The organism is Mycetocola miduiensis (assembly GCF_900115155.1).
In the GTDB taxonomy this organism is placed as follows: Bacteria; Actinomycetota; Actinomycetes; order Actinomycetales; family Microbacteriaceae; genus Mycetocola_A; species Mycetocola_A miduiensis.
The window spans coordinates 53,768-80,341 of sequence record NZ_FOVM01000003.1 but is presented as its reverse complement, the minus strand read 5'-3'; the positions used below and the strand labels follow the sequence as shown (position 1 = coordinate 80,341).

Here is a 26,574-nt window from a genome sequence, read left to right as displayed (position 1 = left end):
GCCGTTCACACGCCCTGACACACTTCCCCGGTGCCAGGTCGGAATGGATGGGGATCAGGATCCAGGGCCCCTCCGGACAGATCATGGAACTGAACAACATCCACACCCCGGTCCTGCTCGAACGCTGCATCGAACTCCTGGCTCCCGCCATCGGTAAGCCCGGCGCCGTTCTCGTCGACGCGACACTCGGCATGGGCGGCCACGCTGAAGCGTTCCTCGAGCGGTTCCCCGAACTCACGCTCGTCGGCCTCGACCGTGACCTCGACGCCCTCGCGATCGCCGAAGAGCGGTTGAAGCGATTCTCCGGCCGCTTCCACCCTGTGCACACCGTCTACGACGGCATCCGTGAAGCTCTTGACTCCCTCGGGATCGCCCACGTCAGTGGCATCCTGTTCGACCTGGGCGTCTCATCCCTCCAGCTCGACCGTGTCGAGCGCGGCTTCTCGTACTCCCAGGACGCCCCACTCGACATGCGCATGGACGCCACCAGCGAGCTCACCGCGGCGCACATCCTCGCCACCTACCGCGAGGGCGATCTGCGGCGCATCTTCGAGGACTACGGCGAGGAAAAACTCGCCGGCCGGTACGCGCGGAAGATCGTCGAGGCTCGCGCCGTGGAGCCGATCACCCGCTCGGGTCAGCTGGTTCAGCTGCTGCAGGATGCCACACCGGCCGCCGTGTCGCGGGCCGGTCATCCGGCGAAGCGAGTCTTCCAGGCCCTGCGCATCGAGGTGAACACCGAACTGAGCGTGCTTCGGGCGGCGATCCCCGCTGCTCTCGAGGCGCTGGAGGTGGGCGGGCGGATCGTCGTTCTCTCCTACCAGTCGCTCGAGGATCGCATCGTCAAACGTGATTTCGCCGCCGCTGCGGCTTCGACCTCGCCGGCTGGACTCCCTGTGGAACTGCCGGAACACTCCCCGCGCTTCAAGCTCCTCGTCAAGGGAGCTGAGCTCGCAACAGACGCTGAAAAAGCAGAGAATCCCCGCGCTACACCCGTCCGGTTGCGCGCGGCTGAACGACTGAAGATGAGGAACCCATGAGCGCCACAGCCGTCAGTTTCGCCCGCGGGGCGTTCGCTCCCACCCCACAGGAGACCGCGCCGAAGCCCGTTCGCGCGGTTCCGGCGGCGAGCCCGCGCACCCGCCCGAAGCTTGCATACGCCGTCGCCGCTATCGGGGGCGTGCTGGCGATGGTGGTGGCCCAGCTTCTCCTCAGCGTCGGGCTGAGCCACGGTGCGTATGAGATCTCAGCACTTCAGCAGAAGCAGCAGACCCTCGGCTGGCAACAGCAGTCGGCCTCGGACGATCTGCTCGAGGTGTCCTCGCCCCAGTTCATCGCCGCAAACGCCCAGGCGCTTGGCATGGTCATCAACGGCACGCCTGCATACCTCCGCCTCTCGGATGCCGCTGTGATCGGCGTCCCAGCCGCGGCGATGGAGGCGACAGAGGTTCCGGTGGGCCCGTCAACGCTCGTGGCGAACTCCCGGATTGACGGTGTTCCTCTCGTCACCGTGCCAGGAGCGACCGTCGGCGCGGATGCGACGGGCGCAGGCGTGGCAAACGCCGCAGGGCCGGTCGCGCCCCTATCGTTGGAAAATGGCATCCCCGCGCCACAAACCCGTTAGGCGCCGGTTTCCCGGATGGCACGGTTCAAAGGACGGCGCGTGGGAAAACACTCACTTTCGACACGACGGCGAGTGGCGGTCTCGATCCTCTGCGTCGTCACCATTGTCGGAGCTTTCGTCGTCCGTCTGGTAGACATTCAGGTCGTCCGCGCTGATCAGCTTGTCTCCGCGTCGCTCGAGAAGACCTCTGGCGCAGGCACGCTTTACGCGCCCCGCGGGAACATCGTCGACACCAACGGCGTCCTCCTCGCCGGCAGCGTCACCCTTTTCGACATCACCATTTCTCCGAAAGACGTCGACGACGTCACGCGCAAGGACGAGAACGGCGACACGATCACCGTCCCGGCCGCTGAAGCGCTCGCTGAGGTGGCCGCCGTTCTTGGGCAGCAGCCCGATGCGATGCAAAAGATCGTTCAGGAAGCACTCGACAAAGACCCGTCAGCCAATTTCGCCTACCTGACGCGGGGGGCGGACTACGCCACGTACCAGGCGCTTCTCGACCTGAAGAAACGGGGTATCTGGTGGGTGTACACCCAGCAGACCTCCGGACGCACCTACCCCAACGGTGCCGTTGCCGGCAGCCTCCTCGGCTACGTCGGGTCCGACAATGGGGGGCTCGGCGGGCTCGAACTTGCGCAGGACGACTGTCTGACCGGGGAGAACGGGCAACAGGCCTTCCAGCGCAGCAAAGACAACGTGGCGCTCCCCGGGACGACGGTGATTACCAAGGAACCCGAACCAGGCGGCGAACTCAAGCTCACGATCGACAGCGACCTCAACTGGTACCTGCAGCAACTCGTGGCCTCGCAGGTGCAGGCGCAGGGCGCGAAATGGGGCACCATCACGGTGACCGAATCGAAGACCGGCAAGATTCGTGCCATCGCCGAGGCGCCGTCCCTTGACCCCAACGACGTGTCGGCCACTGCTTCCGAGGACAGGCGGTCCCGGGTGTTCCAGGACCGCTTCGAGCCCGGATCGGTCTTCAAGCCGCTCACCGCGGCATCCCTCATCGACGCCGGACTGGCTACACCGGCATCCCAGGTCGTCGCCGATTACCGGTACAAGCCAGAAAACGGCGCGAGCATCAAGGATGCTCTCCCGCACGAGCGCCAACAGCTGACACTCGCCGGAGTGCTCCAGACCTCCTCCAACACGGGCACAAGCCAGCTCGGCGAGAGGCTCAGCCCCGAGAAGCGTTACAACTACCTCGACGCGTTCGGCATCGGCCACGGCAGTTCTATCAGCTTCCCTGGGGAGCAGAAGGGTGTGCTCCACCCGTGGCAGAAGTGGGACAACCAGACCTACTACACGACGATGTTCGGCCAGGGCGTCGACGTCACCGGCATCGAACTGGCCAGCGCCTACCAGGCCCTCGCCAACATGGGTGAAAAGCTGCCGCTCACCCTGGTCGAAGGGTGCAGTTACCCCGACGGCACCGTGACCCAGGTGCCAGAGAAGGCGAAACCCACGCGGATCATCTCGGAGAAAGCAGCGCTCGAGACCCTCGGAATGATGGAGACCGTCGTCACAGAAGGTTTCTGGTCCGAGTCCCTCGAAATCCCCGGCTACCGCGTCGCCGCGAAGTCTGGAACGGGTGAACAGATCATCGACGGTATACTTCAAGACACCTTCTTTTCATCGATGGCGGGCGCGGTTCCGGCCGACGATCCTGAATATGTGGTCACCGTCACCCTGAAGGACCCGCTGTACAAGCGGTCATCAGCGGCAGCAGCACCCGTGTTCAAAGAAGCGGTCCTCCAGGTGATCAAGAAGTACGGAATTCCCCCGTCGACGACCCCCGGCGCGAACTACCCGGGGACCTACTAAACCAAGCGCGCGAGTTGATGCTCCACTCGCGCAGGCCGCACAAGAGCGAGCGTGCCGGAAAGATATATTCTTATGATTCGATTGACGCTGTCCGAGATCGCAGAACGGCTTTCAGGCACCCTGTATTCCGCTGGAACGGATGCCACGGCAGACACGGTCGTGGACGGCCCGGTCGAGACTGACTCCCGGGAGATCGTGCCAGGTGGGATCTTCGTCGCCAAACGGGGTGACGACACCGACGGTCATCTCTTCGTTGGGGCCGCCCTCGAGCGGGGCGCGACCCTCGCCATCGTCGAGCACACCGTCGAAAATGCGGTGGCGCAGATCGTGGTCGACAACGCCGTGGCCGCCCTCGGCGAACTCGCCCGGTACGTCGTCGAGCGCGTGCGCTCGACCGGCAACCTGACGGTGATCGGGATCACCGGTTCCAACGGGAAAACCACGACCAAGAACATGCTCGAGAGGATCCTTTCGGCCGAAGGCGAGACCGTCGCTCCGATCCGCTCATTCAACAACGCTGTCGGCGCGCCGACCACGATGCTCCGTGCCACCGAATCCACCCGCTACCTGATCGTTGAGATGGGGGCCAGCGGAATCGGCGACATTGCCAGGCTCGTGGCGATGGCGAAGCCGGACATCGGGGTCGTCCTCAAGGTCGGACTGGCCCACGCCGGCGGATTCGGCGGAATCGAAGCCACACTCAGAGCGAAGACCGAGATGGTCACCGACCTCGCCGCAGACGCCGTCGCCGTGCTCAATGCAGATGACTCCCGGGTCGCATCGATGGCGCAGCGCACGAACGCCCGCGTTGTGCGCTTCGGAGAGGACCCGGCGGCTGACATCCGCGCCACCGGGATCTCCGGATCCCGAACCGGAACGAGCTTCACCGCCCATGTGCCCGGAGAGGGTGCCGTGGCGATTCGGCTACGGGTCCTCGGCGAGCACCACGTTTCGAATGCACTTGCCGCGATCGCCGTCGCGCACACGCTCGGCGTGCCGCTTGCTCGTGCCGCCGCAGCGCTCGAAACGCTCAGCCGCGCGGAGCGTTGGCGGATGGAGGTCCTCGGGGGCCGGGATGACGTCACCATCATCAACGACGCGTACAACGCGAGCCCCGATTCGATGTCCGCTGCGATCAAGACCCTTGCTCAGATTTCGGAGCCTGGCAAACGCACCATCGCGGTGCTCGGTGCCATGAGCGAACTGGGGGAGTACTCCGGTGAGGAGCACGATCGGATCGGGCTGCAACTTGTTCGCCTGAACATCTCCCGGCTCGTCGTCGTCGGTCCTGAGGCCAGACGGATGCACATCAGCGCCATCAACGAAGGTTCCTGGGATGGCGAGAGCGTGTACTTTGGCGATATGGATGCAGCCTTCGATTACCTCGCTGCAGAGATCACCCCTGGCGACACGGTTCTCGTGAAGTCCTCGAACTCTGCCCAATTGCGATTCCTGGGTGACCGATTGGGAGAATTGTTCTCGTGGTAGCACTCCTCACCGCAGGCGCCCTGGCGATGGCGTTCTCGCTCTTCCTCACACCGCTGTTCGTTAAGCTCTTCAAAAAGCTCGAGTGGGGCCAGTTCATCCGGGACGACGGGCCGAAGTCCCACCACGCCAAGCGCGGTACCGCGACCATGGGCGGACTGGTCATCATCGCCGCCACCCTGTTCGGGTTCTTCACCGCCATGCTCATCACCGGCGACGCCATCAGCGTGTCTGCGCTGCTCGTTTTGTTCATGATGGTGGGCCTCGGCGTCGTCGGGTTCATCGACGACTTCACGAAAACCCGCAAACAGCGCAGCCTCGGCCTCACCGGCTGGGCCAAGATCTTCGGCCAGGTCGTCGTTGCCGTGACGTTCGGCATCCTCGCCATCAACTTCCCCAGCCCGGATGCCGTCACCCCGGCGTCGACGGCGATCTCGCTGACCCGTGACCTGCCGATCGACCTCATGATCCTCGGCCCCGTCGTCGGCGTGACCCTGTACCTGCTCTGGACGAGCTTCATCGTCACCGCCGCTTCAAACGGCGTCAACGTCACTGACGGCCTCGACGGCCTCGCCACCGGGGCATCGATCCTCGCGATCGGGTCATACGTCATCATCGGGTTCTGGCAGTACAACCAGTCCTGCTACGGCGCCGCCCTCGCCGACGACGTGAAGTACAAGTGCTACGAAGTGCGCGACCCGCTGGCTCTCGCCATCGTTGCCGCCGCCATCTGCGGCGCCCTCATCGGGTTCCTCTGGTGGAACACGGCACCGGCGTCGATCTTCCTCGGAGACACCGGTTCGCTGGCTCTCGGTGGCGCGATCGCCGCCCTGGCCATCCTCACCAGGACCGAACTTCTCCTCCTCCTCATCGGTGGCCTCTTCGTCATCGAAACCGGCTCAGTCATCGTGCAGCGCGCCTACTTCAAGGTCACTCGCGGTAAACGGATTTTCCGGATGAGTCCGATCCACCACCACTTCGAACTCAAGGGTTGGGCTGAGGTGACGGTCGTCGTCCGGTTCTGGATCGTTGGCGGCCTGCTCGTCGCCGCTGGAGTCGGAACCTTCTATCTCGAATGGATCCTGAGGTGACCGTGGCTAATCGACTGGACACCCTTACCAGCTGGCACGCCGACTGGTCAGGTCTTCGCGTCGGCGTTCTCGGACTCGGTGTCACCGGGTTCTCCGTCGCCGACACCCTCGCCGAGCTCGGGGCAGACGTTCTTGTGGTCGCTTCGAATGCGGAGGATGCCCGTGCCGGCCTGATCGACGTGATCGGCGCGCGGCTGGTGAGAAGCGATCTCGACGCTCCGCCGGCGGAACTTCTCGACCACCGGCCAGAGGTGCTCGTCGTCTCACCCGGCTTCTCGCCGACCCACCCCATGCTTGAGTGGGCCACAGAGGCCGGGATCCCGGTCTGGGGCGATGTCGAACTCGCCTGGCGGGTCCGCGACAAGGTGGGAACGCCCGCCGAATGGATCCTCGTCACCGGGACGAACGGCAAAACCACGACGGTGCAATTGACGGCGGCCATGATGGCAGAAGCCGGGCTGCGGGTGGCGCCGTGCGGCAACATCGGCGTGCCCGTCCTTGATGCGATCCGTGACCCGCAGGGCTTCGATGTGCTCGTCGTCGAACTGTCCAGCTACCAGTTGCACTATCTCGCGGGCCAGGCCGGCGAAGACAAAGTCACGCCGTACTCAAGCGTCTGCCTGAACATCGCCGACGACCACCTCGACTGGCACGGTTCGCTTGAGGCCTACATTGACGCGAAGGGCGAGGTTTACTCCCGAACGCGCGTCGCCTGCGTCTACAACCGCTCAGACCCCGTCACCGAAGACCTCGTCCGTCGGGCCGACGTCTCTGAGGGCGCACGCGCCATCGGATTCGGCCTCGGTGTGCCCGGGCCGAGCGATCTCGGCATCGTCGACGGGATCCTCGTCGATCGTGCCTTCCTCGACGACCGTTTCACCTCGGCGCTCGAACTGACCACCATCGAAGAACTGGCCGCAGCCGGGTTGGCCGCACCGCACATCGTCGCGAACATCCTCGCGGCCGCCGCCCTTGCCCGGTCCTTCGGCGTGTCACCCGCGATCATCCGCCAGGCCCTCCTCGGCTTCTCGCTCGACGCGCACCGTATCCAGCTGGTTCTCACCGCTGGCGGGATCGGCTGGATCAACGACTCCAAGGCAACGAACCCGCACGCTGCGGATGCTTCGCTTCGCTCGTACCCGTCCGTCGTCTGGATCGTCGGGGGCCTGCTCAAAGGGGTCGACGTCAGCGACCTTGTCTCCCGCCACGCCGAAAGGCTGCGGGGTGCCGTGGTGATCGGCGTCGACCGATCCGCCGTCCTCGCCGCATTCGAGCGACACGCGCCAAACGTCCCCGTGTTAGAGGTGACGACGGTTGACACTGGGGATGTCATGACCGAGGCCGTGGAATTGGCGTCAGGGCTGGCAGCGTCCGGTGACGTGGTTCTCCTCGCCCCTGCCGCGGCATCCATGGACCAGTTCGCTGATTACGCCGAGCGGGGACGAGAATTCACTGAGGCTGTGCAGGAACGATGGGGAGGGTTGACAGATGAGCGCCCCGACGACCAGCCGCCCCTCTAGCGCCGGCACCCCCGTTTCCTCCGCCCGCATCCTGCTGGGCCGAACCCTCACCCCGCAATCACGCAATTACCTGCTCGTCCTCGGCACGACACTGTTCCTCGTCGGGGTCGGCCTCGTCATGGTGCTCTCGTCGTCATCGGTCGACTCGTTCCTTGATAACAAGGGATTCTTCGGCGGCTTCTGGAAGCAGGCGACATACGCGGTGATGGGAATCCCGCTGATGCTTGTGATCAGCAGCATTCCTGTGAGCTTTTGGAAACGGTGGGCCTGGTTCGTCCTCGCTGCCGGTCTTGTCCTCCAGATGCTCGTGTTCACCCCGCTGGGCATCGCCGAAGGCGGTAACCGCAACTGGATAGCCCTCGGCCCGATCAGCGGGCAGCCGTCTGAGCTGCTCAAACTCGCCCTCGCCATCTGGCTCGGCGCTGTTCTCGGGCGCAAGACGGACCTGCTGTCGAACTGGAAGCACGCGCTGATTCCGGTCGCTCCCGTCGCAGCCATCGCACTGGGGCTCGTGCTCGCCGGGCAGGACCTCGGAACCGTCGTCATCATGGCAGGGCTCGTGATCGGTGCCCTGTTCTTCGCAAACGTGAAACTTCGCTACCTCGCCGTTCCGATCGCAGCCGGCGTGGCGTTGTTCCTCGTCATGGCCATCATCAGCCCGAACCGCATGGCCCGCATCATGACGTTCCTCGACGACGAGTGTCTCGACTACGAGAACCTCTGCTGGCAGCCATTGCACGGCACCTGGGCCCTCGCCAACGGGGGAGTATTCGGGCTCGGGCTCGGGAACTCCCGCGAAAAGTACTCGTGGCTCCCAGCGGCGTCGAACGACTACATCTTTGCCATCATCGGTGAAGAGCTCGGCCTCATCGGCGCTGTCGTCGTTCTAGTCATGTTCGTGCTCCTCGCCGTCGGATTCGTCCGCATCATCCGCTCCAGCTCAGACCCGTTCGTGCGCATCACCACAGGTGCCATCATGGTCTGGATCATCGGCCAGGCATTCGTGAACATCGGAGTCGTCCTCCGTCTGCTCCCGGTGCTCGGCGTCCCCCTCCCATTCATCTCCGCAGGAGGAACCGCTCTCTTGACCTCACTCGCCGCCATCGGTATCGTGCTCGCCTTCGCCAGGGAGCAGGCGTCGCCCGCGCGCCCCGCTCCAGAGGGGCGGTTCCGATCGTGACCACCTACCTCCTCGCCGGCGGCGGAACAGCCGGCCACGTGAACCCCCTTCTCGCCGTCGCGGATGCCCTCATAGAGCGCGAACCGGACGCCCGCGTGTATGTGCTCGGTACGAAGGAAGGCCTCGAAGCGCGCCTCGTTCCCGAGCGCGGCTACGAACTGCTGACCATCGAGAAGCTTCCGTTCCCGCGGCGGATCAACCGGCGTGCGCTCAGCTTCGGACCGCGGTTCTCCGCCGCCGTCAAGAGCATCCAGTCGATGATCGCCGAACGCGGCATCGACGTGGTCGTGGGCTTCGGCGGGTACGCCGCTGCGCCGGCCTACCTCGCCGCACGCCGCGCCGGCATCCCCGTAGTCGTCCACGAGGCGAACGCGAAGCCGGGACTCGCGAACCGTCTCGGTGCCCGGTTCACCTCACACGTCGGCGTAGCCTTCCACGGCACCCGGCTGCGGAACTCACGATTCGTCGGGATGCCGCTTCGCCGGGAGATCGAACGCCTGGACCGGGATGTCGCCCGTACAGCGGGCAGGACCGTCTTCGGCCTCGCCGACGACAGGCCGACACTCCTCGTGACCGGCGGTTCGCTCGGCGCCCGGCGGGTGAACGAAACCATTTTCGCGGCACGGCAGTCGATCGTGGACGCCGGCTATCAGATCCTCCACATCGCCGGAGACAAGTCCGAACTGAGCGATCCGGGCACCGAGCACTACCACCTCGTGTCCTATTGCGACCAGATGGACCTCGCCCTCGCCGTTGCCGACTTCGCCGTCTCCCGCGCGGGCGCGGCGACGGTCTCCGAGCTGTCGGCGCTCGGCATCCCCGCTGCCTACGTTCCGTACCCCGTCGGCAACGGAGAACAACGCTACAACGCCGCCGACGCCGTCAACGCAGGAGGAGCGGTGATCGTGCTTGACGCGGGCTTCACCCCTGAGTGGGTCGAGACCTCACTTGTGCCGCTTCTCACCGACCGCATGCGTGTGCAGGACATGGCTGTGCAGTCGCGCCTGATGGGCACCCTCGAGGGGTCGAGCCGGATGATCGATCTCATCTCGCAGTCCCTTGCGCGACCCTGACGCCCAGCCGGATGCGTTATAACTGAATCTTCCCAGCAGCACACAGAACGAAAGAGAACACCCAGCGTGATCAAACCCGATTTCACCACTGAGATTCCGGACGAGCTCGGAACCGTCCACTTCGTCGGGATCGGTGGATCGGGGATGAGCGGTATCGCCCGGCTGTTCCTCAGCGCCGGTCACACCGTCACCGGCTCCGACGTGCGGGACTCAGCCAACATCGATGCGCTTCGGAAGCTGGGCGCCACTGTGGCCATCGGCCATGACGCGGCCAACCTCGGCGAGGCCGACACCGTTGTCGTCACGAGTGCGCTGTGGCCGACGAACCCGGAGTACGTGCTCGCGAAGGAGCGGGGCATCCCCGTCCTCCACCGCTCGCAGGCCCTCGCTGCCTTGGTCAGCGGACAGCGCCTGGTCGCCGTCGCGGGAGCCCACGGCAAGACCACGTCCACCGGAATGATCGTGACCGGGCTGCTCGGCCTCTCTGAGAGCCCCAGCTTCGTCAACGGCGGTGTGATCGAATCGCTCGGGGTGTCGAGCGCGCGCGGAACCGGCGACCTGTTCGTCGTCGAAGCAGACGAGTCAGACGGCTCGTTCCTGTTCTACGACACCGCAGTGGCCCTCATCACCAACGTCGACGCCGACCACCTCGACCACTACGGTTCCCTCGAGGCATTCGACGACGCCTTTGTCTCGTTCGCCCAAAAGGCATCCGAACTGGTCGTCATCTCGTCGGATGACCCGGGCGCCAAGCGGGTCACGGCGAAACTCGACGGAAAACGCGTGATCACCTTCGGTGAAGCGCCAGGTGCCGATGTCCGGGTTCACGCGATCAGCACCGAAGGACCTGTGTCGTTCATCCTGAGCTACGAGGGCCAGGACAACGGTGCAACGCTGCGCGTCCCCGGGAAGCACAACGCGATCAACGCCGCCGGCGCGTTCGCCGTGCTCGTCGGGCTTGGCTTCGGCCCTCGTGAGTCGCTCGCCGCCATCTCCGATTTCGGCGGCACCGAACGCCGCTTCGAACTCCATGGCACCGTCGACGGTGTCAGTGTGTTCGACGACTACGCCCACCACCCGACGGAGGTTGCTGCTGCTCTCAGCGCAGCACGGACTGTCGTCGGCTCTGGACGCATCATCGCCGTCCACCAGCCGCACCTCTACAGCCGCACCCGGCTGATGGCGGGGGAGTTCGCGGAAACACTCGAGTCGCACGCCGACCAGACCGTCGTCCTCGACGTGTACGGCGCGCGGGAAGACCCTGAACCCGGTGTCACCGGCGAACTGGTCACCGGCCGGTTCGAGGACGCCTCCAAAGTGGCGTTCATCCCCGATTGGCAGCAAGCCGCCGACTACGTCGCATCCATCGCCCAGCCAGGCGACTTTGTCATCACCCTCGGCTGTGGCGACGTCTACCGGATCGTTCCCCAGCTGCTCGGGTCGCTCAGCGCCGCCAAAGGTTAGCCGATGAAGCGGCCCTCAGGGTTCACTCCCCAGCGACCGTCGACCGGCGAGCCACACCGGCAGGACTCGACGCGGCCTGCGCGTTCCTTCCGTCCGATCGGCGAGTCGGCGCCAGCCGCTCCGGCCGAGCCGATCCCGTTCGCCCCGATCACCAGGGATACCCGCGACGAATACGCCGAGCGACCCGATCAGGGACCCCACAGCTTGGACCACAGCGAGACCCAGGATCTTGGCGAGCGGAATCATGGTGAGACCCGGAATCCTGGCGGGACCCAGAGCCTCCGCGAAGCACAGAAACAGCGCAGGCGCATCGAACGAGCCGAGGTCCGTCGGTTCACGGCCGAGTCCAGGCGCAGGCGCAGAACCTGGTTATCGGTTCTAGGGGGCGTCGTGGGCCTGGCCCTCCTCGCGTGCGTTCTCGCCTACACACCGATCCTTTCAGTTCGGACGATTCAGGTCGAGGGCGCAGAGCGGGTCAGTTCAGACGCCGTCGTCAACGACCTCGCCGGTGTACTCGGTTCACCGTTTCCGATGGTCAATGAGAGCGCCATCAAAGCGGCACTCGTGCGCTACCCGCTGATCGAGTCCTATTCTGTCGAAGCCCGCCCGCCGAGTACCCTGGTGATCCGCCTGGTCGAACGCACGCCGGTCGGTGCGGTCGACACCGGCGACGGGTTCCTCCTCGTCGATGCTGCAGGTGTTGTGGTCGAGTCAGGGGAACGCCGCCCGGACGGGTACCCGCTGATCGCTGTCGACGGGGGAGCCGAGGCTGAAAGTTTCGCCCCGGCAGTCGCTGTGCTTCGCTCGTTGCCCGGCGAACTCTTCTCGCAGGTCGACACGGTGACGGCCACCACGCTTGACGACGTGCGGTTCACGCTGCGGGATGCCGACACGACGGTCGTCTGGGGGAGTGCGGAGGAGTCCTCGCTCAAGGCGTACACGCTCGAGGCGCTCATGAAGGCCCAGCCGGACTACTCCGAGTACGACGTCACCTCGCCGGATGTCGCCGTCGTCCGCTGACGACGCCCGGGCAGAAATATTCCCCGACTTCGCGACACGCGGAGTCTCATCCCGCGTTCGCGAGTAGTCACGCATAACTTGAGGTTCAAGAAATGCATACTGAGCATAACTTTAAGCCTTAACCTGAGGTTGAGGGTTCTTTCCACCGGAGGCCGGACGTGACTACAAACCAGAACTACCTTGCCGTGATCAAGGTCGTCGGCATTGGCGGCGGCGGCGTCAATGCTGTCAATCGAATGATTGAACTCGGCCTTCGCGGCGTCGAGTTCATCGCCATCAACACCGATGCCCAGGCACTGCTCATGAGCGACGCCGACGTCAAGCTCGACGTCGGGCGTGAGATCACCCGCGGACTCGGCGCGGGTGCTGACCCCGAGGTCGGCCGCCGCGCCGCCGAGGACCACGCCGAAGAGATCGAAGAAGCCCTCGCCGGGGCCGACATGGTCTTCGTCACAGCGGGGGAGGGCGGCGGAACGGGAACCGGCGGCGCCCCCGTCGTTGCCCGCATCGCCAAGTCGATCGGCGCCCTGACCATCGGTGTCGTCACCAAGCCGTTCGGTTTCGAAGGCCGCCGCCGCCAGCAGCAGGCTGAGCTCGGCGTTGCGAAGCTCAAGGAAGAAGTCGACACTCTCATCGTCGTTCCCAACGACCGGCTCCTTGAGATCAGCGACCGCGGCATCAGCATGCTCGAGGCATTCTCGACAGCCGACCAGGTCCTCCTTGCCGGTGTCCAGGGCATCACCGACCTGATCACCACCCCCGGCCTCATCAACCTCGACTTCGCCGACGTCAAGAGCGTCATGCAGGGCGCAGGATCCGCCCTCATGGGTATTGGATCGTCCCGCGGGGCAGACCGCGCCATCAAGGCCGCTGAACTCGCCGTCGCGTCACCTCTCCTCGAAGCATCGATCGAGGGTGCCCACGGTGTTCTGCTCTCGATCCAGGGCGGATCGAACCTCGGTATCTTCGAGATCAACGACGCCGCACGACTGGTCCAGGAGGCGGTTCACCCCGAGGCCAACATCATCTTCGGTGCCGTCATCGACGACACGCTGGGTGACGAGGTGCGGGTAACTGTCATCGCAGCGGGGTTCGACGGCGGCGAACCGCCGTCGCGCCAGAACGAGTCAGTCCGTGAGGCTGCCGTCAGCTCTCCTGCCGTTTCGTCGAGCGCTCCGGTCGCTGCAGCGGCCGTCGGTGGACACGACTCGCCCGCTGCCGGTGCCGTGCTGACCGAGACGCCTCAGTCGTGGAAGGTCACCGAGCAGTCCCTGGCGACCCCGCCGGTCACGGCTGACCCTGCCTTCGCCGACGAGGACGAACTCGACATCCCCGACTTCCTCAAGTAGTGGTGCCGAACGGCGACGACCGGGCGCTCGGGCAGCTTTCGCTGGCCGAGCGCCTGGCGCGTCTTCAGGCGGGTGTCACGGATGCAGCCATGGCCGCCGGCCGGCCGGCATCCGACATTACGACCATCGTCGTGACCAAATTCCACGCCGCCGGCCTTGTGCGCGAACTCCATGCACTCGGGGTACGGAACTTCGGAGAGAACCGGCACCAGGAAGCATCCGCGAAGGCCCAGGAACTCGCCGACCTGCCGGAGATGACGTGGCATTTCGTCGGCCAGCTCCAGTCGAAGAAGGCGAGGCAGGTTGCGACATACGCCGGGGTCGTGCACTCGATCGACCGGCCTGCGCTCGTCACAGCCCTCTCGGTACCGAGGGAGACCCCTCTCGACTGCTTCGTCCAGGTGAACCTGACACGTGACCCTGCGCGCGGTGGTGTCGCGCCGAATGAGCTTCTGCCCCTCGTCGAACAGGTGCTCGAGACCCCGGCGCTCCGGCTGCTCGGCGTGATGGCCGTCGCCCCCCTCGACGAAGGAGCGCGGTCGGCGTTCGCGCGGCTTAAGGCGCTGTCGGGCGAGGTCACCGCCCTCGCGCCCGATGCCGACCGTATTTCAGCAGGAATGTCCCACGATTACCGCGAGGCAATCGCCGAAGGTGCGACACACCTTCGCATTGGGACCGCAATCACGGGTAACCGGCCCGTCCCCGGTTAATGTTCTAGAAGTAGGAACCGCACAAACGGAGGTAGCGATGTCCAACCCGCTGAAGAAGACCATGGTCTACCTTGGCCTCGCAGATGATGATCTGGAGTACGAGGAGAACCAGGCCTCTGCTCCCGCAACGACCCCGCCTGCTGCGGTCGCGCACAACCCGTCCACCTCGAACACGCAGCCTCCCGCTGCGGTCCAGAACCGTGCACCGGTGACGCCGTTGCGCCGTCCGACAGCCACGAAGCAGGCCGCTCCGGTTGAGCTCAACGAAATCCTCACTGTGCACCCCAAGCAGTACCGTGACGCACAGGTCATCGCTGAAACATTCCGTGACGGTGTTCCCGTCATCATCAACCTCTCCCAGATGAGCGAGGGTGACGCCAAGCGGCTCATCGACTTCGCCAGCGGCCTGTCCCAGGGCCTCTACGGAAAGATCGAACGGGTCACCAGCAAGGTGTTCCTGCTGTCCCCGGCACACGTCGCCGTACTCGGTGACGCAGGGGGCGCTGCCGCGGATGCAGAGTCAACCTTCTTCGCTCAGCAATAATTGACGGGTGGACTCCGTTCTTTCGCTTATTCGAAGCATTCTCTATTTTGCCCTCCTGCTGTATTTCTTCGTCATGTGGGCGCGATTCGGCCTTGACTTGGCCCGCTCATTCAAGCCGCGGTGGCGACCGACCGGTTCCGGCCTGGTCGCTGCCGAGCTTGTCTTCTCGGTGACCGATCCTCCGATTCGGTTCTTCCGTCGCATCCTGCCGCCCGTGCGGATCGGCGCCCTCGCCCTGGACTTCGGCTGGAGCCTCACCATGCTGTGTGTCATCGTCGCGATGACACTGGTGAACGCACTCCTGCGTTGATCCCCGGGCGGGGTATCCTGTAAGTCCCGTGCCCAAACGGCTCTTCGCCAGCAGTTCCTGCCGGCGTTTGCTACCGTTGGCACGTCCATTCGAGCTCAAACAAGTAAGAGGTGGGAAGCCATGGCGCTAACTCCGGAAGATGTAGTCAACAAGCAGTTCCAGCAGACCAAGTTCCGTGAGGGCTACGACCAGGACGAGGTCGATGACTTCCTGGACGAGGTCGTCGTCGAGCTGCGTCGCCTGCTGCAGGAGAACGAGGAGTGCAAGGCACGCCTCGAAGGTTCGAGTGGCGGCGAAACCCGCCAGGCCGAGCCCGTCGCCGAAGCAGCGCCCGCAGCCGCCCCCGCGGTCGCCGCGCCTGCCGCGTCCTCCCAGGACGACTCAGAATCCTCCTCGAGCCTGCTTCAGCTGGCTCGCCGTCTGCACGACGAGCACGTTCGTGAAGGCGCCGAGAAGCGAGACGCTCTCATCGCCGAGGGTCACGCCACCGCGGCGCGTGTCGTCGCCGAGGCAGAGGCCAAGCAGCGCGCACAGATGAACATCCTCAACGAAGAGCGCGCAACTCTCGAGAAGAAGATCGACGAACTGCGCATCTTCGAGCGCGAGTACCGCCAGAAGCTGCGCGGCTACATCGAGAGCCAGCTCAAGGAACTCGACGCAAACGGCGGACCGGGCACGCAGGGAGCGGGCTCCGGCTACGTGACCAGCGAAAAGTCCAACGCGTAGGTCTTGCCAGAAGAAACGGTCGTGCCGGAGAAAACACCGGCGCAACCTCCCCGTGTCCGAGCGCTCGTCGTTGTCGCGGTCCTCGCGGCAGCGGCGCTAGCGCTCGACCAGTTCACAAAGTATCTCGTCGTCTCCACCCTGCCGCTTGGCGAGCAGGTGAAGGTTCTTGGCGATCTGCTCATCCTGCAGTTCGTCAAGAACCCGGGGGCGGCGTTCTCGCTCGCCGCAGGCAGCACCTGGATCTTCTCGATCCTCGCCGCCGTGGTCACTGTCGTCATCATCGTGTTCGCCCGTCGCATCCGGTCGATGGGCTGGGCGGTGGTCTTCGGGCTGCTCCTCGGCGGGGTCCTGGGTAACCTCACCGATCGCCTGTTCCGTGAACCGTCCTTCGGGCTCGGACACGTCATCGACTTCATCTCGACCCCGTGGATGATCCCGGCGATCTATAACGTCGCCGACATCTGCATCGTTTCGAGCATGGGTCTCTTCATCATCTTGACGATCCGCGGGATCAACCTCGACGGCACCCGGTCGGTGTCGGCGAAGTCCGCTGACGCGGCGGATGCGACGGAACAGAACACGGCCGATGCCGCTGCCGATGCCGCGCCGGGTGCGGGAACGAGTGTTCCTGGGGCCGAACCGAACCGGTCAGACGCCTGATGGAGACGAGGAGCCTGCCCGTCCCCGACGGGCTCGAGGGCGTACGGGTCGACGCCGGCCTTGCCAAAGTGCTCGGGTTCTCGCGCAGCTTCGCGGCAGAGGTCGCCGAAGCCGGCGGCGTCAGCATCGACGGCCGGCCGGCGGGAAAATCGGATCGGCTTCACGCCGATGCCTGGCTGGAGGTCAGCTGGGCTCCACGCCAGGAGCCGGTCGTTGTGCCGGTTGTCGTCAGCGACCTGACCGTCGTGCACGACGATGACGACATCATCGTCGTTAACAAGCCGATCGGTGTCGCGGCTCACCCCTCGGTGGGCTGGACGGGACCCACGGTTCTCGGGGCCCTGGCCGGTGCGGGCTACAGCGTATCGACGTCAGGCTCGGCGGAACGCGCGGGTATCGTCCACCGGCTGGATGTCGGAACCACGGGGCTCATGGTGGTCGCCAAGAGCGAGCGTGCATACACGCACCTGAAGCGAGCTTTCCACGACCGCGAGGTCGAGAAGGTGTACCACGCGATCGTGCAGGGCCACCCCGACCCGCTCACCGGGACGATCGACGCCCCGATCGGCCGGCACCCGAAGCACGACTGGAAATTCGCGGTGACTGCCGAGGGCAAACCCTCCGTGACTCACTACGAAACCCTCGAAGCGTTCCCCGGTGCGTCCCTGCTCGAGATCCATCTCGAAAGCGGTCGAACCCACCAGATCCGTGTCCACATGGCCGCACAACGGCATCCGTGTGTCGGCGACCCGCTGTACGGCGGCGACCCCACCCTCGCGGCGAGGCTCGGCCTCACCCGGCAGTGGCTGCACGCCGCCCGGCTGTCGTTCAGCCACCCGGGCTCGGGGGAGTGGGTCACCTACGACGCGGCATACCCCTCGGACCTCCAGCACGCGCTCGATGTCCTCCGTGAGGATTAGGCTGAATGTCCAGCCCCTCAGTTCTCCGGAGAAGTCTTGCCCTCATCTGACGACTCATTCGTTCACCTTCACGTTCACAGCGAGTTCTCGATGCTCGACGGCGCCGCACGCGTCAAACCCCTGATCGATGCCGCTGTGTCGGAGGGAATGCCGGCGGTCGCGGTAACCGACCACGGCAACATGTTCGGCTCCTTCGATTTCTGGCGCACAGCCACCGCAGCGGGGATCAAACCGATCATCGGCACCGAGGCGTACATCACCCCTGGCACGCACCGCACAGACAAGACGCGGGTGCGCTGGGGATCCAGCGCGCAGAGCCGTGACGACGTCTCGGGTAGCGGTGCGTACACGCACATGACGCTGCTCTCGGAGACGACCGAGGGAATGCACAACCTGTTCCGGATGTCATCGCTCGCGTCAATCGAGGGCTACTACTTCAAACCGCGGATGGACCGCGAACTACTCTCCACATACGCCAAGGGTGTCATCGGGACGACCGGGTGCGCCGGTGGAGAGATCCAGACGCGGCTGCGGCTCGGCCAGTACGACGAGGCCAAGGCCGCGGCTGCCGAGTTCCGTGACATCTTCGGTAAAGACAACTTCTACTGCGAAGTCATGGACCACGGCATCGACGTCGAGCGCCGCACCATGACCGACCTGTTCCGCCTGGCGAAAGAGCTCGACCTTCCGCTCGTCGCCACCAACGACCTCCACTACACCCACGCCCATGACGCGAAGGCACACGCTGCGCTGCTCTGCGTCCAGTCCGGGTCGACCCTCGACGACCCGAATCGGTTCAAGTTCGACGCCGACGAGTTCTACCTGAAGTCCGCGCAGCAGATGCGCCAGATCTTCGGGGACCACCCGGATGCCTGCGACAACACCCTCGCGATCGCCGAGCGCTGCAACGTCGAATTCAACACGAGCGCGAGCTACATGCCGCGCTTCCCTGTGCCCGCCGGAGAGACCGAAGAGACCTGGTTTATCAAAGAGGTCGAACGTGGCCTCGTCGCTCGCTACCCGAACGGCATCCCGGACGACGTACGGGCCCGGGCGAACTACGAAGCCGGCGTCATCGTGCAGATGGGCTTCCCCGGGTACTTCCTCGTGGTCTCCGACTTCATCAAGTGGTCGAAGGAGAACGGCATCCGGGTCGGCCCAGGGCGTGGTTCAGGTGCAGGATCGATGGTCGCGTACGCGATGAAGATCACCGACCTCGACCCGCTCATTCACGGCCTCATCTTCGAGCGGTTCCTCAACCCCGACCGGGTGTCGATGCCCGACTTCGACGTCGACTTCGATGATCGGCGCCGAGGTGAGGTGATCAACTACGTCACCAGGAAATACGGCGACGAGCGCGTTGCCCAGATCGTGACCTACGGCACGATCAAGGCCAAACAGGCACTCAAGGACTCCTCCCGCGTGCTCGGATTCCCCTTCGGAATGGGCGATAAGCTCACCAAGGCGATGCCGCCACCCGTCATGGGCAAGGACGTCCCGCTCACCGGGATCTTCGACAAGACCCACCCTCGATACAAAGAAGCCGTCGACATCCGCACCATCGTCGAGACGGATGCCGAAGCGAAAACCGTCTTCGACACGGCGCTCGGCATCGAGAACCTCAAACGGCAGTGGGGCGTGCACGCCGCAGGCGTGATCATGTCGAGCGATCCGCTGATCGACATCATCCCGATCATGAAGCGTGAGCAGGACGGCCAGATCGTCACGCAGTTCGACTACCCGGCGTGTGAATCGCTCGGCCTGATCAAAATGGACTTCCTCGGGCTGCGGAACCTGACGATCGTCAGCGACGCCCTCGACAACATCGAGACGAACCGCGGCACCCGCATCGAACTCGAGGAACTCGCACTCGACGACGCCGGCGCATACGAACTGCTCGCCCGCGGCGACACCCTTGGGGTGTTCCAGCTCGACGGCGGCCCGATGCGCAGTCTGCTGCGCATGATGAAGCCAGACAACTTCGAAGACATTTCGGCGGTCATCGCGCTGTACCGCCCCGGGCCCATGGGCGCCGACTCCCACACGAACTACGCGCTTCGCAAGAACGGCCTGCAGGCGATCACTCCGATCCACCCGGAACTCGAAGAACCGCTCCAGGAAATCCTCGGCGGAACATACGGACTGATCATCTACCAAGAGCAGGTGATGAGCGTTGCGCAGAAGCTCGCAGGCTTCTCGCTCGGCCAGGCCGACATTCTCCGCCGTGCGATGGGAAAGAAGAAGAAGTCCGAGCTCGACAAGCAGTTTGAAGGCTTCAGCGGCGGCATGCGTCAGCGCGGGTACTCAGATGCCGCTGTCAAGGCCGTCTGGGACATCCTCCTGCCCTTCTCCGACTACGCGTTCAACAAGGCGCACTCAGCGGCATACGGCGTCGTGTCGTACTGGACCGCTTACCTCAAGGCCCACTATCCGGCCGAGTACATGGCTGCTCTGCTGACGAGTGTCGGCGATTCGAAGGACAAGGCGGCGATCTACCTCAACGAGTGCCGCCGAATGGGCATCCAGGTGCTTCCGCCCGATGTGAACGAGTCGATCGGATTCTTCCGCGCTGTCGGCGAGGACATCCGTTTCGGGATGGGTGCCGTGCGGAACGTGGGCTTCAACGTCGTCGACGCCATCCGGGCAGCCCGGGAGCGCGAGGGTGAATTCACCTCGTTCCATGACTTCCTGCGCAAAGTGCCGCTGCAGGTCGCGAACAAACGAACGGTGGAATCGCTCATCAAGGCCGGGGCATTCGACTCGCTCGGCGCGACCCGCCGCGGCCTGATCGAGGTCCATGAGGATGCCGTTGACAGCGCCGTCAGCCTCAAACGCAATGAAGCGAACGGCCAGGTGGACCTGTTCGGTGGCATCTTCGACCTGGACGCCCCCGCGGAGTCCGCGCCGGACCGCCCTGAATGGTCGAAGAAAGACAAACTCGCCTTCGAGCGCGAAATGCTCGGGCTCTACGTGTCCGACCACCCCCTCGCGGGACTGGAACTGCAGCTCGCGAAGCACGCCACCACGACCATCACCGACCTGCTCACGTCTGAGCACACCCAGGACGGCGACACCGTCACGATCGCCGGCCTGGTCACGAGTGTGCAGCACCGGGTGGCGAAGACCTCCGGGAACCAGTACGGGATGATCCAGGTCGAGGACTTCGGCGGCGAGATCACCGTCATGTTCATGGGCAAGGCCTACCAGGAGTTCGCCCCAACCCTCGTCAACGACTCCGTTGTGGTCGTCCGGGGCCGGGTCAGCATGCGCGACGACGGCATGAACCTTCACGCGTACAGCATTTTCTCGCCGGATGTCGAGCAGGGTGGAGTGTCGGGTCCGCTGACGCTCACCATGCCTGACGCCCGCGCCACGACCGAACTCGTCACGCAGCTGGGAAGCATCCTCACCCGCCATTCCGGCGATGCGGAGGTGCGCCTGAAACTGGTTCGGGGCGACGTCGCACGAGTCTTCGAGATCCCATACCCGGTGAAGGTGACCCCTGACCTGTTCGGTGAACTCAAATCACTGCTCGGGCCGAATTGTCTCGGTTGAACTACGCTCGAACCCGACACCTCCCGTTCGCGGGGCGACGGTCAGCACTGCCAGAAACGAAGGATTCCCCATGACGAACCCGAACTTGCCCGAACAGCCTCAAGGCACCGGGCCCGTCCAGGGGGAGCAACCCCCGTTTGCTCCGCAGCAGCCCTACGGCCAACCCAGCGGGTCCCCCGCTCCGTCGTATCCGGTACAGGGGCAGCCGCCGCAGCCGGTCTATTCCGCCCAGGGCCAGACGTCGCAGCAGCAGTATCCGCAGTACGTCCCCCAGCAGCCGGCGCCTGCCCTGCCGCAACAGGGCAAGCGCCCGGCGCGAAAGCCCCGACAGAAGACCGACGCGAACGGCGTGCCATACGGGGTCGGCCCATTCACGCTGCGTGAGGCGCTTTTCCTCGAAGCGGTCGCACTTGTTTTCGTCGCTTCGTTCCTGCCGTTCCTCGCCGGGGACTATGCCGATGTCTTCGGCTACGCGAGCGCCTGGTCTCCTGCGGGCTGGCTGATCATCCCCGCCGCGCTTCTTCTCGTCGCCGCGGCGGCCCTGATGGTGATGCGCAGGCTCCTGCCGACCTGGCGCCTGTCGGTCGGGTCGCTCTCAGTGGACCAGTTCGCCTCCGTCGCATCCGTTGTGACCGCGGGCTTCTACCTCGGTGCGCTGTTCCTCATCGCCGGATTCCCGGCCTGGTTCGGCGGCGGCTCCGACATCCTCGAACCCGGTGCCGGCATCTTCGTCGGCCTGGTGTTCTCCCTCGTCGCCGTCGCGGTCACCACGCTCGCGCCCGTGCTCCCCGTCTTCGGAGCGGAGATCGAGCGCCGGAGCGAAGTGAGCGCCCACCCACTGGCCCGGCCGGTCTCGCCGGTGCCTCGCCGCCCGCGCGCTGAGCGTCCGGCCCCGGCGCCGCAGCAGCAGACTGCATACCCCGATCAACTCGGCATGCAGATGCCCGAGGCCCGCCCCGGCGAATTCGCCGCGTACCGGCGCAAGGGGTCACCGTCCGGGCCGCTGCCCGTCGACGACCAGACCACCTCGTACCCAGCAGCACCAGTTGCTCCTTCGGTCGGGGCAGTTGCCTTCCAGCCCGCCCGGCAGCAGCCCGCCGAGCAGCAGCGCGTCGAGCAGGAGCCCGTCGAGCAGGAGCCCGTCGAGCAGGCGCCCGTCGAGCAGCAGCCCGTCGAGCAGGCCCCCGTCGAGCAGCAGCCCGTCGAGCAGCAGCTCGTCGACACGACGTCGGACGAGCCGACGCGAACCCTGCCAACGGATGCCGCCGCCGAACCGCAGGCGGTCGCGCCCGGTTTCGTGGCCACAGACGTGCCCGCGGTCGATCCTCAGGGCGTAGCTGCCGTGCCAGTCGACCAGTTCCGCAACGACGAGTTCCGCGACGACGAGGACCTGGACGACGGGGAGGTCGGCGGCACACCGAACACCGCGGAACCAGCACCCCGGTCCGCGTTCAGCCACGTCTCCGCGCGAACCGCACCGGGCGGAGCATCCGACGCCTACGGGTCAGGCTCGGAGCAGCCAACAGCCGTGTTCTCGACCCAGCCGTTCTGGGTGTACTCGCCCGTGCCGCGTCCAGTCGTCGATGAGGTCTCCGGTGCGACCGTCTTCGAGATCGGCCCGAGTGCATGGGCACTTGCCATCATGGATCGAGGGTCAGAGCTGGTCCTCCGCCACGACGACGGCCGCGTCGGTGTGCTCAGGAACCTCGAGGGAATCACCCGGGGCTGAGCTCAGGCGATGTCGCCCGGACGCACGTAGCGACGCTCATGGTAGATGAGCGGCTCGTCGTCCGGGCCGATCTCGCCGCCCTCGATCTGCACCACGACCACCGCGCTGTTGTGTACGGACAGCCGCTCGATGATTCTTCCGGTCATCCACGTCGTCACACCGTCGAGAATGGGCAGGCCGCTCTCACCCTCATGCCAGTGGTCGCCGATGAATCGGGCGGCGTGATCACCGCTCATGATCTCGGCCAGCCGACGATTCCGGGCGCCGAGCATGTGGATGGCGACCCGTTCGGTGGAGGCGATCGCCGGCCAGGAACTCGCGCTCTTCGCCATGTTGAAGGTAGCGAGCGGCGGAACCGCAGCCAGTGACGCCAGTGACGTCGCCGTGAACCCCACTGGCACTCCCGCCGTGTCCCGTGCTGTAATCACGGCGACGCCAGCGGCATGACGGCGGAAAGCCGCTTTGAAAGCGTCGAGGTCGGGTTGCATCGAGTTCATCGTGTGCTTTCTCTAGTCACGGATGCTGGCGGCGCACGTCGGGCGAACGCCAGCGGGGCGGGAGCCCTGCGGCTCGGCGGATATGCTTGGTTCGCCATGATCCAGACACTCGACCTCCGCGGAATCCACACTACCCGCGCGCAATTGCTCTCCCTCATCCCGCGTCCGACCGTGGACGTGTCAGTGGCGTCCGATGCCGCCAGACTGCTGATCGATGAGGTGAGGGCAGACGGCGAAAGCGCCCTTCAACGTCACGCCGCACAGTTCGACGGTGTCGAGAATGTGCAGATCCGGGTCGAACCGGCCGCTGTCGCTGCCGCAGTCGACGCCCTCGACCCCGCCGTTCGCGAGGCCCTCGAGTCGGCCATCGACCGTGTGCGCGCGGCGACGAGCGCGCAGGTCCCCGTCCCGGTGACGACCACCCTCGCGCCGGGCGCCACCGTTCGGCAGCGCTGGCAGCCTGTGGACAGGGTCGGGCTCTATGTACCCGGTGGCAAAGCTGTCTACCCGTCCAGTGTCGTCATGAACGTCGTCGCCGCCCAGGTCGCCGGCGTCGCATCCATCGCCCTCGCCTCCCCGGCGCAACGCGAACACGGGGGAGCGGTGCACCCCACCATCCTTGCCGCCGCCGGGCTCCTCGGGGTTTCCGAGATCTACGCGATGGGTGGTGCAAGCGCTATCGGCGCTCTCGCCTACGGCGTCCCCGAGCTCGGGCTTGAACCGGTCGACGTGGTCACCGGCCCGGGAAACATCTACGTTGCAGCAGCCAAGCGACTCGTCCGCGGAGTGGTCGGCATCGATGCCGAGGCCGGGACGACCGAAATCCTTGTGATCGCGGACGCCCAGGCTGACCCTCGGCTCATCGCCGCCGACCTCATCAGCCAGGCGGAACACGACGAAGCGGCGGCGTCGCTGCTGGTCACCGACTCGGCAGACCTTGCGGATGCCGTGACATCCCACCTCCGCTCGCTGTCTGCAACCACCGAGCACTCCACCCGGGTCAGCGAGGCGCTAGGTGGCCCCCAGTCGGCCATCGTGCTCGTCGACAACCTTGCCGAAGCCGCCCGGTTCAGCAACGCGTACGGTCCCGAGCACCTCGAAATCCAGACTGCTGACAATGAGGCCGTTCTCGCCACCATCACGAGCGCCGGGGCGATCTTCCTCGGGCAGCACTCCCCGGTGAGCCTCGGCGACTACCTCGCGGGCTCCAACCACGTCCTGCCGACGGGCGGACAGTCACGGTTCGCCTCGGGGCTCGGGGCGTACACGTTCCTCCGCCCGCAGCAGGTTGTCGACTACGACCGTACAGCCCTGTCCGAGGTGGCGCAGCGGGTGGTCGCGCTGTCGCGCGCCGAAGCTCTTCCTGCCCACGGTGACGCGATTACGGCGCGGTTCCCCTCCGACTAGCGGCGCCGACTACCGGCAGCGCGGGTGTTTTTGCGGTGCGCGGGCGTAAATGCACCCGCGCCCGCCCGGAACACCCGCGCAGCGGCATCCGGTCGCGTGTGCCGGTCCGTGTGCGCACGTGGTGCTCGGTGGCCCTGTTCAGAGCCGCTTCCGCAGATAAAACCGGAGAATGCCCGGGAGCGCGGGTGTTTTTGCGGTGCGCGGGCGTAAATGCACCCGCGCCCGCCCGGAACACCCGCGCGAGCGCGGCGGGCCCGGGGCAGGCCGGGCAGGCCGAGGCAGTGGCGCCGGCCCTCGACTAGTCTTGACACATGTTCTGCCCGTTCTGCCGCCATCCCGATTCACGCGTCATCGACTCCCGCACCAGCGACGATGGGCTGTCGATCCGACGCCGCCGGCAGTGCCCCGAGTGCGGTCGGCGCTTCTCGACGACCGAAACCGCGAGCCTCAACGTGATCAAACGAAGCGGTGTCGTCGAACCGTTCAGCCGGGAAAAGGTCGTCTCCGGGGTCCGCAAGGCCTGCCAGGGCCGGCCGGTGACCGACTCCGACCTTGCGATCCTCGCTCAGAAGGTCGAGGAGTCCATCCGCCAGACCGGCACCAGCCAGATCGACGCCAACGAGATAGGGCTCGCCATCCTCACCCCGCTGCGCGAACTCGACGAGGTCGCCTACCTCCGCTTCGCCAGTGTCTACCAGGGGTTCGATTCGCTCGAGGACTTCGAAGACGCGATCACCATCCTCCGGGATGAACGCGAGACGTCGGATGCCGCAACGGAGGTAACCGAGGAGCCTGCGCAGGCGTGACAGCCGCCTCACGGTAGCCTTGCACAGGCATGTATCGCATTCTCTTCACCTCCGTTCTGTCCAGGCTCGATCCTGAACGCGCCCACCACCTCGCCTTCGACGTGATCCGGGCGCTGCCCGCCGTCGGGCTCGCAGGGATGACCAGGCGCTTCACCCGCCCGACGGTCGACCTCAGCGTCAAGACCCTCGGCCTGCATTTCGACACGCCGTTCGGCGTCGCTGCGGGCTTCGACAAGGACGGTGACGCGGTCATCGGCCTCGGTGCCCTGGGATTCGGCCACGTCGAGGTTGGCACGCTGACGGCCCATTCGCAGCCAGGAAACCCGAAACCGCGGCTGTTCAGACTCATCCCTGACCGTGCTGTGATCAACCGGATGGGCTTCAACAACGGCGGGGCGGCATCCGCTGCCCGTCGCCTTGCCCGGGTGCGGAACGTGCCAGGGCGGCCAGTGCTCGGCGTGAACATCGGCAAGAGCCGTGTGGTTGGCGTTGACGCCGCCGTCAACGACTACCTCACGAGCACGAAGCTGCTCGCGCCCGTCGCCGACTACCTCGTGGTTAACGTCAGCTCACCGAACACCCCTGGGTTGCGGGGCCTGCAGGAACTCGACAAGCTCGAGCCGCTCCTGACCGCGGTGAAGCAGGCAGCGGCCGCGACACCGCTCCTCGTGAAAATCGCGCCGGACCTCACCGACGACGAAGTCCGCCGGATCGCCGAACTGGCGGTCGGAGTCGGTCTCGACGGGATCGTCGCCACCAACACGACCATCGCCAGGACCGGGCTGTCGACGCCGGCCGGCGTAATCGAAGCCGCCGGGGCAGGCGGGTTGTCAGGGGCGCCCCTCGCGGAACGATCCCTCGAAGTGCTCCGTCTCATCCGCGCCACCGTCCCGGAGAGCCTCTGCGTCATCTCCGTTGGCGGAGTCGAGACCGGGGCTGACGTGGCCGAACGCCTCGCCGCCGGCGCTACGCTCGTCCAGGGTTACACGGCGTTCCTCTACCGCGGCCCACTGTGGGCGCGGCAGATCAACCGGGAACTCAGCCGACGGGCATCCGCGTCCTGACGCGCATGCCCGT

At 65.6% G+C, this 26,574-nt stretch carries 23 protein-coding genes; 22 read left to right on the top strand and 1 reads right to left on the bottom strand.

Translation table 11 applies throughout. The features are described 5' to 3' along the window. The first annotated feature begins 83 nt into the window (after nt 1-83). The 19 genes from rsmH to BM197_RS06130 all read left to right on the top strand — a co-directional run bounded on the left by rsmH (nt 84) and on the right by BM197_RS06130 (nt 22,787). The gene (gene rsmH / locus BM197_RS06220) at nt 84-1,040 is read left to right on the top strand and encodes a 16S rRNA (cytosine(1402)-N(4))-methyltransferase RsmH (RefSeq protein ID WP_090710206.1); all 957 of its coding nucleotides are present in this window, start codon (nt 84-86) and stop codon (nt 1,038-1,040) included. Beyond that, nucleotides 1,037-1,624: a cell division protein FtsL gene (gene ftsL / locus BM197_RS06215; RefSeq protein ID WP_090709846.1), complete on the top strand. Its 588-nt coding sequence runs from the start codon at nt 1,037-1,039 to the stop codon at nt 1,622-1,624. Before rsmH ends, ftsL begins: the two co-directional genes overlap by 4 nt. 72 nt (nt 1,625-1,696) lie before the next feature. Then, a complete protein-coding gene (locus BM197_RS06210) occupies nt 1,697-3,451 on the top strand; it encodes a peptidoglycan D,D-transpeptidase FtsI family protein (protein WP_218151831.1) in 1,755 nt (584 codons plus the stop codon). Between the two features lie 72 nt (nt 3,452-3,523). Next, nucleotides 3,524-4,939 carry a UDP-N-acetylmuramoyl-tripeptide--D-alanyl-D-alanine ligase gene (locus BM197_RS06205; RefSeq protein ID WP_090709843.1) on the top strand — a complete coding sequence of 472 codons (1,416 nt, stop codon included), beginning with the start codon at nt 3,524-3,526 and terminating at the stop codon, nt 4,937-4,939. Beyond that, a complete protein-coding gene (gene mraY, locus BM197_RS06200) occupies nt 4,933-6,027 on the top strand; it encodes a phospho-N-acetylmuramoyl-pentapeptide-transferase (protein WP_090709841.1) in 1,095 nt (364 codons plus the stop codon). Before BM197_RS06205 ends, mraY begins: the two co-directional genes overlap by 7 nt. After that, the gene (murD, locus tag BM197_RS06195) at nt 6,012-7,547 is read left to right on the top strand and encodes a UDP-N-acetylmuramoyl-L-alanine--D-glutamate ligase (protein WP_090709839.1); all 1,536 of its coding nucleotides are present in this window, start codon (nt 6,012-6,014) and stop codon (nt 7,545-7,547) included. The genes mraY and murD overlap by 16 nt, the downstream gene beginning before the upstream one ends. Beyond that, nucleotides 7,516-8,727: a putative lipid II flippase FtsW gene (ftsW, locus tag BM197_RS06190; RefSeq protein WP_090709837.1), complete on the top strand. Its 1,212-nt coding sequence runs from the start codon at nt 7,516-7,518 to the stop codon at nt 8,725-8,727. The genes murD and ftsW overlap by 32 nt, the downstream gene beginning before the upstream one ends. Beyond that, nucleotides 8,724-9,800 carry a UDP-N-acetylglucosamine--N-acetylmuramyl-(pentapeptide) pyrophosphoryl-undecaprenol N-acetylglucosamine transferase gene (locus tag BM197_RS06185; protein WP_090709832.1) on the top strand — a complete coding sequence of 359 codons (1,077 nt, stop codon included), beginning with the start codon at nt 8,724-8,726 and terminating at the stop codon, nt 9,798-9,800. The genes ftsW and BM197_RS06185 overlap by 4 nt, the downstream gene beginning before the upstream one ends. Nucleotides 9,801-9,866: 66 nt before the next feature. Further along, nucleotides 9,867-11,264 carry a UDP-N-acetylmuramate--L-alanine ligase gene (gene murC / locus BM197_RS06180; protein WP_090709831.1) on the top strand — a complete coding sequence of 466 codons (1,398 nt, stop codon included), beginning with the start codon at nt 9,867-9,869 and terminating at the stop codon, nt 11,262-11,264. A gap of 3 nt (nt 11,265-11,267) precedes the next feature. Further along, the gene (locus BM197_RS06175) at nt 11,268-12,284 is read left to right on the top strand and encodes a cell division protein FtsQ/DivIB (protein WP_090709829.1); all 1,017 of its coding nucleotides are present in this window, start codon (nt 11,268-11,270) and stop codon (nt 12,282-12,284) included. Nucleotides 12,285-12,442: 158 nt separating this feature from the next. Next, nucleotides 12,443-13,633 carry a cell division protein FtsZ gene (gene ftsZ / locus BM197_RS06170; protein WP_090709827.1) on the top strand — a complete coding sequence of 397 codons (1,191 nt, stop codon included), beginning with the start codon at nt 12,443-12,445 and terminating at the stop codon, nt 13,631-13,633. Between the two features lie 2 nt (nt 13,634-13,635). Then, a complete protein-coding gene (locus tag BM197_RS06165) occupies nt 13,636-14,343 on the top strand; it encodes a YggS family pyridoxal phosphate-dependent enzyme (RefSeq protein ID WP_281247414.1) in 708 nt (235 codons plus the stop codon). Between the two features lie 37 nt (nt 14,344-14,380). After that, on the top strand, nt 14,381-14,887 hold the full coding sequence (locus BM197_RS06160; protein ID WP_090709825.1) for a cell division protein SepF: 507 nt from the start codon (nt 14,381-14,383) through the stop codon (nt 14,885-14,887). A gap of 7 nt (nt 14,888-14,894) precedes the next feature. Next, nucleotides 14,895-15,197 carry a YggT family protein gene (locus BM197_RS06155; RefSeq protein WP_245762417.1) on the top strand — a complete coding sequence of 101 codons (303 nt, stop codon included), beginning with the start codon at nt 14,895-14,897 and terminating at the stop codon, nt 15,195-15,197. A gap of 120 nt (nt 15,198-15,317) precedes the next feature. After that, nucleotides 15,318-15,923, top strand: coding sequence for a DivIVA domain-containing protein (locus BM197_RS06150; RefSeq protein ID WP_090709823.1), 606 nt, complete (start codon nt 15,318-15,320; stop codon nt 15,921-15,923). Between the two features lie 21 nt (nt 15,924-15,944). Next, nucleotides 15,945-16,583, top strand: coding sequence for a signal peptidase II (gene lspA / locus BM197_RS06145; protein ID WP_090709822.1), 639 nt, complete (start codon nt 15,945-15,947; stop codon nt 16,581-16,583). Further along, nucleotides 16,583-17,503: an RluA family pseudouridine synthase gene (locus BM197_RS06140; protein WP_090709820.1), complete on the top strand. Its 921-nt coding sequence runs from the start codon at nt 16,583-16,585 to the stop codon at nt 17,501-17,503. The genes lspA and BM197_RS06140 overlap by 1 nt, the downstream gene beginning before the upstream one ends. Before the next feature lie 36 nt (nt 17,504-17,539). Beyond that, nucleotides 17,540-21,058: a DNA polymerase III subunit alpha gene (gene dnaE / locus BM197_RS06135; RefSeq protein WP_090709819.1), complete on the top strand. Its 3,519-nt coding sequence runs from the start codon at nt 17,540-17,542 to the stop codon at nt 21,056-21,058. 70 nt (nt 21,059-21,128) lie between these two features. Beyond that, complete coding sequence (locus BM197_RS06130; protein WP_090709817.1) at nt 21,129-22,787, top strand: hypothetical protein; 1,659 nt, start codon at nt 21,129-21,131, stop codon at nt 22,785-22,787. A gap of 2 nt (nt 22,788-22,789) precedes the next feature. On the opposite strand, the gene BM197_RS06125 is transcribed toward BM197_RS06130, so the two are convergent. Continuing rightward, nucleotides 22,790-23,284, bottom strand: coding sequence for a flavin reductase family protein (locus BM197_RS06125; protein WP_090709816.1), 495 nt, complete (start codon nt 23,282-23,284; stop codon nt 22,790-22,792). A 96-nt stretch (nt 23,285-23,380) separates the two neighbouring features. Between BM197_RS06125 and hisD the strand changes: the two genes are divergently transcribed. From hisD to BM197_RS06110, 3 genes are all read left to right on the top strand, one after another. Continuing rightward, nucleotides 23,381-24,691: a histidinol dehydrogenase gene (hisD, locus tag BM197_RS06120; RefSeq protein ID WP_090709814.1), complete on the top strand. Its 1,311-nt coding sequence runs from the start codon at nt 23,381-23,383 to the stop codon at nt 24,689-24,691. 311 nt (nt 24,692-25,002) lie between these two features. Next, nucleotides 25,003-25,497 carry a transcriptional regulator NrdR gene (gene nrdR, locus BM197_RS06115; protein ID WP_090709812.1) on the top strand — a complete coding sequence of 165 codons (495 nt, stop codon included), beginning with the start codon at nt 25,003-25,005 and terminating at the stop codon, nt 25,495-25,497. Nucleotides 25,498-25,526: 29 nt separating this feature from the next. Beyond that, the gene (locus BM197_RS06110) at nt 25,527-26,561 is read left to right on the top strand and encodes a quinone-dependent dihydroorotate dehydrogenase (protein WP_090709810.1); all 1,035 of its coding nucleotides are present in this window, start codon (nt 25,527-25,529) and stop codon (nt 26,559-26,561) included. Nucleotides 26,562-26,574 lie beyond the last annotated feature (13 nt).

Excerpts from the sequence above, each read along its gene's own strand:
- rsmH (WP_090710206.1), top strand. The coding sequence starts at position 84 with ATGGAACTGAACAACATCCACACCCCGGTCCTGCTCGAACGCTGCATC.
- ftsL (WP_090709846.1), top strand. The coding sequence starts at position 1,037 with ATGAGCGCCACAGCCGTCAGTTTCGCCCGCGGGGCGTTCGCTCCCACC.
- BM197_RS06205 (WP_090709843.1), top strand. The coding sequence starts at position 3,524 with ATGATTCGATTGACGCTGTCCGAGATCGCAGAACGGCTTTCAGGCACC.
- murD (WP_090709839.1), top strand. The coding sequence starts at position 6,012 with ATGGATCCTGAGGTGACCGTGGCTAATCGACTGGACACCCTTACCAGC.
- ftsW (WP_090709837.1), top strand. The coding sequence starts at position 7,516 with ATGAGCGCCCCGACGACCAGCCGCCCCTCTAGCGCCGGCACCCCCGTT.
- BM197_RS06175 (WP_090709829.1), top strand. The coding sequence starts at position 11,268 with ATGAAGCGGCCCTCAGGGTTCACTCCCCAGCGACCGTCGACCGGCGAG.
- BM197_RS06160 (WP_090709825.1), top strand. The coding sequence starts at position 14,381 with ATGTCCAACCCGCTGAAGAAGACCATGGTCTACCTTGGCCTCGCAGAT.
- BM197_RS06150 (WP_090709823.1), top strand. The coding sequence starts at position 15,318 with ATGGCGCTAACTCCGGAAGATGTAGTCAACAAGCAGTTCCAGCAGACC.
- BM197_RS06140 (WP_090709820.1), top strand. The coding sequence starts at position 16,583 with ATGGAGACGAGGAGCCTGCCCGTCCCCGACGGGCTCGAGGGCGTACGG.
- BM197_RS06130 (WP_090709817.1), top strand. The coding sequence starts at position 21,129 with ATGACGAACCCGAACTTGCCCGAACAGCCTCAAGGCACCGGGCCCGTC.
- BM197_RS06125 (WP_090709816.1), bottom strand. The coding sequence starts at position 23,284 with ATGAACTCGATGCAACCCGACCTCGACGCTTTCAAAGCGGCTTTCCGC.
- hisD (WP_090709814.1), top strand. The coding sequence starts at position 23,381 with ATGATCCAGACACTCGACCTCCGCGGAATCCACACTACCCGCGCGCAA.
- nrdR (WP_090709812.1), top strand. The coding sequence starts at position 25,003 with ATGTTCTGCCCGTTCTGCCGCCATCCCGATTCACGCGTCATCGACTCC.
- BM197_RS06110 (WP_090709810.1), top strand. The coding sequence starts at position 25,527 with ATGTATCGCATTCTCTTCACCTCCGTTCTGTCCAGGCTCGATCCTGAA.